Consider the following 6,971-nt stretch of genomic DNA (forward strand, 5'->3'; position numbering starts at 1 on the left):
CTCGACGCCCGCAACCAGCGGATGATCCGGCGCGAAATCGGGCTTTAGCGTGCCGGCCAGCACCACCAGCCCGCCAATCAGCTCCCTGTGTCGCCCTGCCAATGCGATGGCCACCATGGCGCCCAGCGAATGGCCGACGACGAGCGGCCGGTCGAGCCGCAAGCGTAGGATCAGCCCGGCAATATCGTCGGCGAAATCGGCTATGCCGCAGCCTTTGCCGGCCTGCGAGGCGCCGTGGCCGCGCAGATCCGGCATGATCAGACGGCGGCCGGCCAGATAGGGCGCCAGAAGCGAAAAGCTGCGGCTGGTGTCGGTGAAGCCGTGCACCGACAGCAGTGCCGGCTCGGCGCCTGTTATCTCGACATAGGCGATGTCGAGATTGCCGACAGTGACGAACTGCTTGCGGCCGGCCCAGCCGTCCTGGTTCGCGCAGGCATTCAGCACCGCCGCCCTCACAGGCCGAGCTTTTCCTTGACCGCGGCAAGGCCGGGTTGGCCGTCGAAGGTGGTGACACCGGCGAGCCAGGCATCGAGACGGCTCTTGTTGGCCGTGATTGCCTTCAGCGCGCCGTCCTCCGGCTTCATGCCGTCATTGATCAGATAACCCATGCCGACATTCTCGAAATCGATGTCGAAGGCGAGGTTTTTCAAGAACTGTGCGACGTTCGGGCATTGCTGCAGATAGCCCTTGCGCACCTGCGTCGTCACCGTCGCGGCGCCGAAATTCGGGCCGAAGAACTTGTCGCCGCCGGTCAGATATTTGAAGTCGTACATCATGTTCATCGGGTGCGGCGCCCAGCCCTGGAAGACGATGAACTGCTTCTCCTTGATCTCGTAGCCGACCTCGGAAAGCATGCCGGCTTCGCTCGATTCGACCACCTGCCAGCCGTCCAGGCCAAAGGCGGGATCGGCGATAGCGTCCATCATCAACTGGTTTGAACCGGGCTCGATGCCGTACATTTTCTTGCCGAATTTGTCGGCGAATTTGTGCAGGTCGGAAATGTCCTTGACGCCGGCTTCCCAGACATAGGTCGGCACGGCGAATGTGTATTTGGCGCCTACGAGATTGACGCGCACATTCTCGACCGAGCCGTCCTTCTTGTAGGGCTCGTAATAGGTGACCATGGCCGGGTCCCAGTAGCCCAGGAACAGGTCGAGGTCCCTGTTTTTCATGCCCTCGTAGATGACGTTGATGCCGAGCACCTGGCTTTGCGGCTGATAGCCAAGCGCCTCCAACAGGACATTTGCGACTCCTGTGGTGAAGGCAAGGTCGTTCCAGCCGGGTTCGGCCATGCGGACCGTCTTGCACTCTTCGGCCTCGGCCGCCTGGGCCGCATGAGTGGCCAACATGAGGCCGGCAAGGCAGACGCCATTTGCAAGGATGCGCAACATTTCGGTTCTCCTCGTCCGTAAAATTGACCAATTGGTCTTTTTATTGTCCCATGGGTCAATTCTTGATCTGAACGGACGAAGATGTCAACGTGGATTCGAAATGCATGGACCGATCCCGTGAAACTCAAGCGTCTCAGTGAGATCCGCCGCAAGGAATTGCGGCAGGCGGCCTTCGCGGTGCTGGAGCGCGAGGGCATTGCCGGCGCGACACTGGAAAAGGTGGCGGCGCAGGCCGGTGCCTCCAAGGGCATCGTGCTGCACTATTTCCGCAACAAGCAGGAATTGTTCGAGCACGCGATGCGTGAGGCAAACGCCGTCCTGTGCCAGGCGGTGATCGCGCGGCTTCGCCGGGCGCAGACTCCGATGGAGCGCATGGATGCGGTGATCGAGGGCAATTTCGAGGAGCATCTGTTCCAGCCGCCTCTCTGCCATGCCTGGCTGTCGCTCTGCGCCGAGGTGCCGCGCGACGAGAAGATGGCTCGTATCCAGAGGGTGATCCATGCGCGCATGCGCTCGAACCTGTTGTCGGGCCTGCGCGGCCTCGCCTCGCCCGGAGATGCCGACGACATCGCGCTTGGCGTCACCGCGCTGATCGACGGGCTTTGGTTGCGGCTCGGCCTGCAGCCGGGCAGCGTGTCGCGCGAACAGGCTGTCCGCCAGGTCAAGAATTATGTCGCGGGACGGCTGGCTTTGGGGGAGCTTGCGACCGCCGGCGCTTAAACCAGCCTCGGCCGGCCTGCCGGGTGGCGGCGGTCGAAGTTCATACCGTGGGATTGGCTGACGGCTTGACCTTGGCCGCCACTATACGGTGCTCTCGACGACGCAGAAATCTCGGAGCATCCGATGAGACTTCACAAAAAGCGCGCGCTGGTTACCGGCGGGTCGGACGGTATCGGCCTGGCGATCGCCGAGGCCTTTTCGCGCGAGGGCGCCGACGTCCTGATCGTCGGCCGTGACACCAAAAAGCTCGACACTGCCGCCAAGCAGCTCGGCGGCACTATCGAGACGCTGTCGGCCGATCTTGCCACCTCGGCCGGCATCGCGGCCGTCGGCGAGCACGTCAAAGAATCCGGCAGGCCGCTCGACATTCTCGTCAACAATGCCGGGGTGGCTTTCCTGGTGCCGTTCGAGACCGTCAGCGAGGCGCAGTTCCAGCAATCCTTCGCGCTCAATGTGACGGCGGTGTTCTTCCTCACCCAGGGTCTGCTGCCGCATCTGGCGGCCGGCGCGTCGGTGATCAACGTCTCGTCCTATTTCGCCAACAAGATGATCCCGAAGCGGCCGTCGAGCCTCTATTCCCTGTCAAAGGGCGCGTTGAACTCGCTGACCAAATCGCTGGCCTTCGAACTCGGCCCGCGCGGCATCCGCGTCAACGCCATCGCGCCGGGCACTGTCGACACCGCCATGCGACGCAAGACCGTCGACAATTTGCCGGCCGAGGCAAAGGCCGAGCTGAAAGCCTATGTCGAGCGCAGCTATCCGCTTGGCAGAATCGGCCGCCCCGACGATCTGGCGGGCATCGCAGTGTACCTCGCTAGCGACGAGGCGGCCTGGACCAGCGGCGGGGTCTTCTCCGTCGACGGTGGTTATACTGCGGGCTGATCCGTCCGGGCGCCACGCCAAGCGCCGACATTTTCTGCGACGCCACTTTCTACAAATCCAAGTACGCCTACCGCCTCCAGGACCTGATCGCGAACCCAGCGATGGGGTGGCTCGTCGTCGTGGCGCGCGTGCCAGTACATCCTGATTTCCGGAACAGCAATGGGAAGCGGTGGTTCAAAGATGACGAGCGGCAGGGTCTCGGCCGCCCAAACCGCGAACTGCCTGGGCACCGCCGACAGGTGGTTTCCATTTGCCACGGCTAATGCGACAGCCTGAAAGTGCGGCAGGGTCAGGCTTACACGGCGCGTTCGCCCGATCTTGCGGAGCGCCTCGTCGGTGGAGCCCGACATCGAGCCGTCGATAGAACGAAGAATATGGGGCAGTTCGCAGAAGAGGTCGATCGGCAGAGTCTTGCCTTCCATGATTCCCGCCTGCCTGATCGCAGCGTTGTCGTGCGCGGCGATGATGGCGAATGGTGAATGGAACAGAGGCGTGCTTGAGACCCAGTCGGAGACCTCCAGCGGACGCTCGAGCGCTACGTCGATTTCATCCTCCTGGAGCAGCCGCGAGACATCGCCGCGCGCGCTATCGAGAAACCTTAGCGACGCGCGCGGCGCGGCGCCAGCGATGCGTGCCGCCAGCGCTGGCATCAGCATCATGGAAAAGAAATCCGCCCCCATGAACGTGAAGGTTCGCTCCAGTTCCGCCGGATCGAACGCCTTGGCCGAATGGAAGACGCGTTCGATCTCGCGAAGCGCCACGCGCAACGGCTCGGCCATGCTCTCGGCGCGCGGTGTCGGCATCATGTCATTGCCCCGTCGCACGAACAGCTGGTCGTTGAGGAGATGTCGCAAGCGATTGAGCGCAGCGCTGACGGCAGGCTGGCTGAGGCCGATCTGCTCGCCGGCACGCGTAACGCTTCTCTCCCGCAGAAGGGCGTCGAACACCTTGATGAGATTGAGGTCGAGCGCGTTCAAATTCATCGCATCAATTCGCCCCATACGATCATTCGATTTCCGTTGTCGGCGTATCCCTGGCTAGATCGTCATCGGCCCAGCAGGCACAGGCAACAGAAGGATCAGACACGCCATGACAATGACCCCCGGCACGATCACAGGCAAGGAACTCTTCTGGTTCAACAACACGCTCGTCGCGATCCACGTCTCGTCGATAGCAGGAGAGGACGGCACCTGCGTCGTCGAGCATCACATGCCCTATGGCGACTCGCCACCGCTGCATGCGCATCGCAGGGAAGACGAAGTGTTTCACATCCTGGAGGGGAGATTGCGCTTTCAGATCGACGGCCACGAACGCATTGCGGACGCCGGCGAAACCGTCATCGCACCGAAAGGCCTGCCGCACACCTACCGGGTCGAATCCCCGGAAGGTGCGCGCACCCTCACCATCACGCGCGGTTCGGATTTTGAGACGATGCTGCGTCAGGCGAGCCGTCCCGCCGAACAGCCCGAACTGCCGCCGCTGATGGAACCAACACCGGAAATCATCGCGGCACTGGTGCAGCTTTGCGCAAAAAACGGCATCGACATTGTCGGTCCGCCGCTGGGGTGAGAGGCCGAAACTGCGCAGTCCTTCCCTTCTCCCCTTTGTGGGAGAAGGAGAGACGCGCCGCGCCTTCAACCGATTTGCATCCTCGCCGCCCGCATTCTCCGCTTGAAGCCGTTTGTGCAACGCGATACGCCGTTGCCGACTTCGACAAGGAGAGACCCGTGACCGCTGCAAAGACCAGAACCGAAACCGACACGTTCGGTCCCATCGAAGTCGCCGCCGACCGGTATTGGGGCGCGCAGGCGCAGCGTTCGCTCGGCAATTTCAAGATCGGCTGGGAAAAGCAGCCGGCGTCGATCGTGCGCGCATTGGGCATCGTCAAGCGGGCGGCGGCCGAAGCCAACATGGAGCTCAAGCGGCTCGATCCGGCGATCGGCAAGACGATTGTCGAGGCAGCGCAAGAGGTCATCGACGGCAAGCTCGATGAGCATTTCCCGCTGGTGGTCTGGCAGACCGGTTCGGGCACCCAGTCCAACATGAACGCCAATGAGGTGATCTCCAACCGGGCGATTGAGATGCTGGGCGGTGTCATGGGCTCCAAGAAGCCGGTGCATCCCAACGATCACGTCAATATGAGCCAATCGTCGAACGACACCTATCCGACAGCCATGCACATCGCCTGCGCCGAACGCATCGTGCACGATCTGTTGCCGGCACTGAAGCACCTGCACAAGGCACTCGCCGCCAAGAGCAGAGAGTTCAATCACATCATCAAGATCGGCCGCACGCACACGCAGGATGCCACCCCCCTTACGCTTGGCCAGGAATTTTCGGGCTATGCCGCGCAGGTCGCTTCGTCGATCAAGCGCATCGAGCTGACGTTGCCCGGCTTGCAGGAACTGGCGCAGGGCGGCACCGCCGTCGGCACCGGCCTCAACGCGCCGGTCGGCTTCGCCGAAAGGGTCGCGGATCGCATCGCCTCCATCACCGGCATCGCCTTCGTCACCGCGCCGAACAAGTTCGAGGCGCTGGCGGCCCATGATTCCATGGTGTTTTCGCACGGCGCCATCAACGCGGCGGCCGCCGCGCTATTCAAGATCGCCAACGACATCCGCTTCCTCGGCTCAGGCCCGCGCTCGGGCCTCGGCGAACTGTCGCTGCCGGAAAACGAACCGGGCTCGTCGATCATGCCGGGCAAGGTCAACCCGACCCAGTGCGAGGCGCTGACGCAGGTCTGCGTACAGGTGTTCGGCAACAATGCGGCGCTCACCTTCGCCGGCAGCCAGGGTCATTTCGAGCTCAATGTCTACAATCCGCTGATGGCCTACAACTTCCTGCAGTCGGTGAAGTTGCTCTGCGACGCCTCGGTCTCCTTCACCGACAATTGCGTCGTCGGCATCGAGGCCCGCGAAGACAACATCAAGGCGGCACTCGACCGCTCGCTGATGCTGGTGACGGCGCTGGCGCCGACCATCGGCTACGACAATGCCGCCAAGATCGCCAAGACCGCGCACAAGAAGGGCACCACTTTGCGCGAGGAAGCGCTCGCCACCGGGCTGGTCAGCGAAGCCGATTACGACCGGCTGGTGCGGCCGGAGGATATGACGCATCCGGGGTAGGCAATTCCAGGAAAAGTGTCTGCGGTTTTCGGTCCGGAATTGCGTCAACCAAAAGCCCGGTATTTCGTGAGGGGAGAATTTACTCCCGTCACGACCTCACCCGAAGCGAATTTTGCGCAGGCCGCCCGATCACGGAAACGTAAGTACTGTGAACAATGTGTCGCCAGTCTGGTGGCTTTGGTGAACAGTCGGTTTGCTCTATCTCCCCGGCATCAACCCATCCCGGAGAGCCACCATGTCCACCAACATTTCAGTCGCCGGTTCCGGCGCATCCAATGCCTCGACCACCATCCTCCTCGGCCGCGTCCTGCTCGCGGTCATCTTCCTGCTTTCAGGTTTCGGCAAGCTCACCGCCATTAGCGGAACAGCGGGCTATTTCGGCAGCCTCGGCCTGCCCTTGCCGACCGTAACGGCCACCGTCGTCGGCCTGATCGAGCTTCTCGGCGGCCTCGCCATCCTCGTCGGCTTCAAGACCCGGATTGTCGCCTGGGTGCTGGCGGTCTTCACGGTCGCTACCGGTTTGGTCGCCCATACCGGTTGGGCCGACCAGATGCAGATGATCCAGTTTCTCAAGAACCTCGCCATTGCGGGCGGCTTCCTCGTGCTGGCTTCCTCGGGCGCCGGTGCCTATTCGATCGACGCCAAGCGCGGCTGAGCCAAGACCCGGCAATAGCCGAACAAGAAAGCGGCGCGGAATTTTCCGCGCCGCTTTTTCGTTGTTGGTGCATGACCGCCGATCTGTCGGCCGGAGTTTCTGATAGGATCGGGGCTATCGGGACGAGGCCGGCCGGCGGCCGACAACGGAGGTGAACATGCCCCGCAACGCGCTGCTCCTGCTCTCCCGGCTGCTGCT

Annotated in this window: 8 protein-coding genes; 5 read left to right on the forward strand and 3 right to left on the reverse strand. The window is 62.6% G+C overall.

The window, feature by feature from the left end; genetic code table 11:
• Both EN969_RS10695 and choX read right to left on the reverse strand, forming a co-directional pair.
• The coding region (locus EN969_RS10695; protein WP_164758215.1) for an alpha/beta hydrolase at positions 1-444 on the reverse strand (444 nt) is incomplete at its 3' end.
• Between the two features lie 8 nt (positions 445-452).
• A complete protein-coding gene (gene choX / locus EN969_RS10700) occupies positions 453-1,391 on the reverse strand; it encodes a choline ABC transporter substrate-binding protein (RefSeq protein WP_013532407.1) in 939 nt (312 codons plus the stop codon).
• A gap of 81 nt (positions 1,392-1,472) precedes the next feature.
• On the opposite strand from choX, the gene betI reads away from it, so the two are divergent.
• Together betI and EN969_RS10710 are read left to right on the forward strand one after the other, a co-directional pair.
• Positions 1,473-2,111 (forward strand): transcriptional regulator BetI, encoded by a 639-nt coding sequence (gene betI, locus EN969_RS10705; protein ID WP_013532408.1) that lies wholly within the window; start codon positions 1,473-1,475, stop codon positions 2,109-2,111.
• A 123-nt stretch (positions 2,112-2,234) separates the two neighbouring features.
• On the forward strand, positions 2,235-2,993 hold the full coding sequence (locus EN969_RS10710; protein WP_013532409.1) for an SDR family oxidoreductase: 759 nt from the start codon (positions 2,235-2,237) through the stop codon (positions 2,991-2,993).
• On the opposite strand, the gene EN969_RS10715 is transcribed toward EN969_RS10710, so the two are convergent.
• Positions 2,978-3,976, reverse strand: coding sequence for a LysR family transcriptional regulator (locus tag EN969_RS10715; RefSeq protein WP_013532410.1), 999 nt, complete (start codon positions 3,974-3,976; stop codon positions 2,978-2,980). The two genes, EN969_RS10710 and EN969_RS10715, sit on opposite strands and share 16 nt — an antisense overlap.
• A gap of 106 nt (positions 3,977-4,082) precedes the next feature.
• Here EN969_RS10715 and EN969_RS10720 point away from each other — a divergent pair, with 106 nt between their 5' ends.
• The 3 genes from EN969_RS10720 (at position 4,083) to EN969_RS10730 (ending at position 6,773) form a co-directional block, all read left to right on the forward strand.
• Positions 4,083-4,562 carry a cupin domain-containing protein gene (locus EN969_RS10720; RefSeq protein WP_013532411.1) on the forward strand — a complete coding sequence of 160 codons (480 nt, stop codon included), beginning with the start codon at positions 4,083-4,085 and terminating at the stop codon, positions 4,560-4,562.
• Between the two features lie 158 nt (positions 4,563-4,720).
• On the forward strand, positions 4,721-6,118 hold the full coding sequence (gene fumC, locus EN969_RS10725) for a class II fumarate hydratase (protein WP_013532412.1): 1,398 nt from the start codon (positions 4,721-4,723) through the stop codon (positions 6,116-6,118).
• A gap of 235 nt (positions 6,119-6,353) precedes the next feature.
• The gene (locus EN969_RS10730) at positions 6,354-6,773 is read left to right on the forward strand and encodes a DoxX family protein (protein WP_013532413.1); all 420 of its coding nucleotides are present in this window, start codon (positions 6,354-6,356) and stop codon (positions 6,771-6,773) included.
• Positions 6,774-6,971: the final 198 nt, after the last annotated feature.

It is taken from the genome of Mesorhizobium sp. M7A.F.Ca.CA.003.01.2.1 (assembly GCF_003998945.1).
Classification (GTDB): Bacteria; Pseudomonadota; Alphaproteobacteria; order Rhizobiales; family Rhizobiaceae; genus Mesorhizobium; species Mesorhizobium ciceri.

Bases quoted from the DNA above. Each gene is read 5' to 3' on its own strand.
- choX (WP_013532407.1), bottom strand. From the start codon at position 1,391: ATGTTGCGCATCCTTGCAAATGGCGTCTGCCTTGCCGGCCTCATGTTG.
- betI (WP_013532408.1), top strand. From the start codon at position 1,473: ATGTCAACGTGGATTCGAAATGCATGGACCGATCCCGTGAAACTCAAG.
- EN969_RS10710 (WP_013532409.1), top strand. From the start codon at position 2,235: ATGAGACTTCACAAAAAGCGCGCGCTGGTTACCGGCGGGTCGGACGGT.
- EN969_RS10715 (WP_013532410.1), bottom strand. From the start codon at position 3,976: ATGAATTTGAACGCGCTCGACCTCAATCTCATCAAGGTGTTCGACGCC.
- EN969_RS10720 (WP_013532411.1), top strand. From the start codon at position 4,083: ATGACAATGACCCCCGGCACGATCACAGGCAAGGAACTCTTCTGGTTC.
- EN969_RS10730 (WP_013532413.1), top strand. From the start codon at position 6,354: ATGTCCACCAACATTTCAGTCGCCGGTTCCGGCGCATCCAATGCCTCG.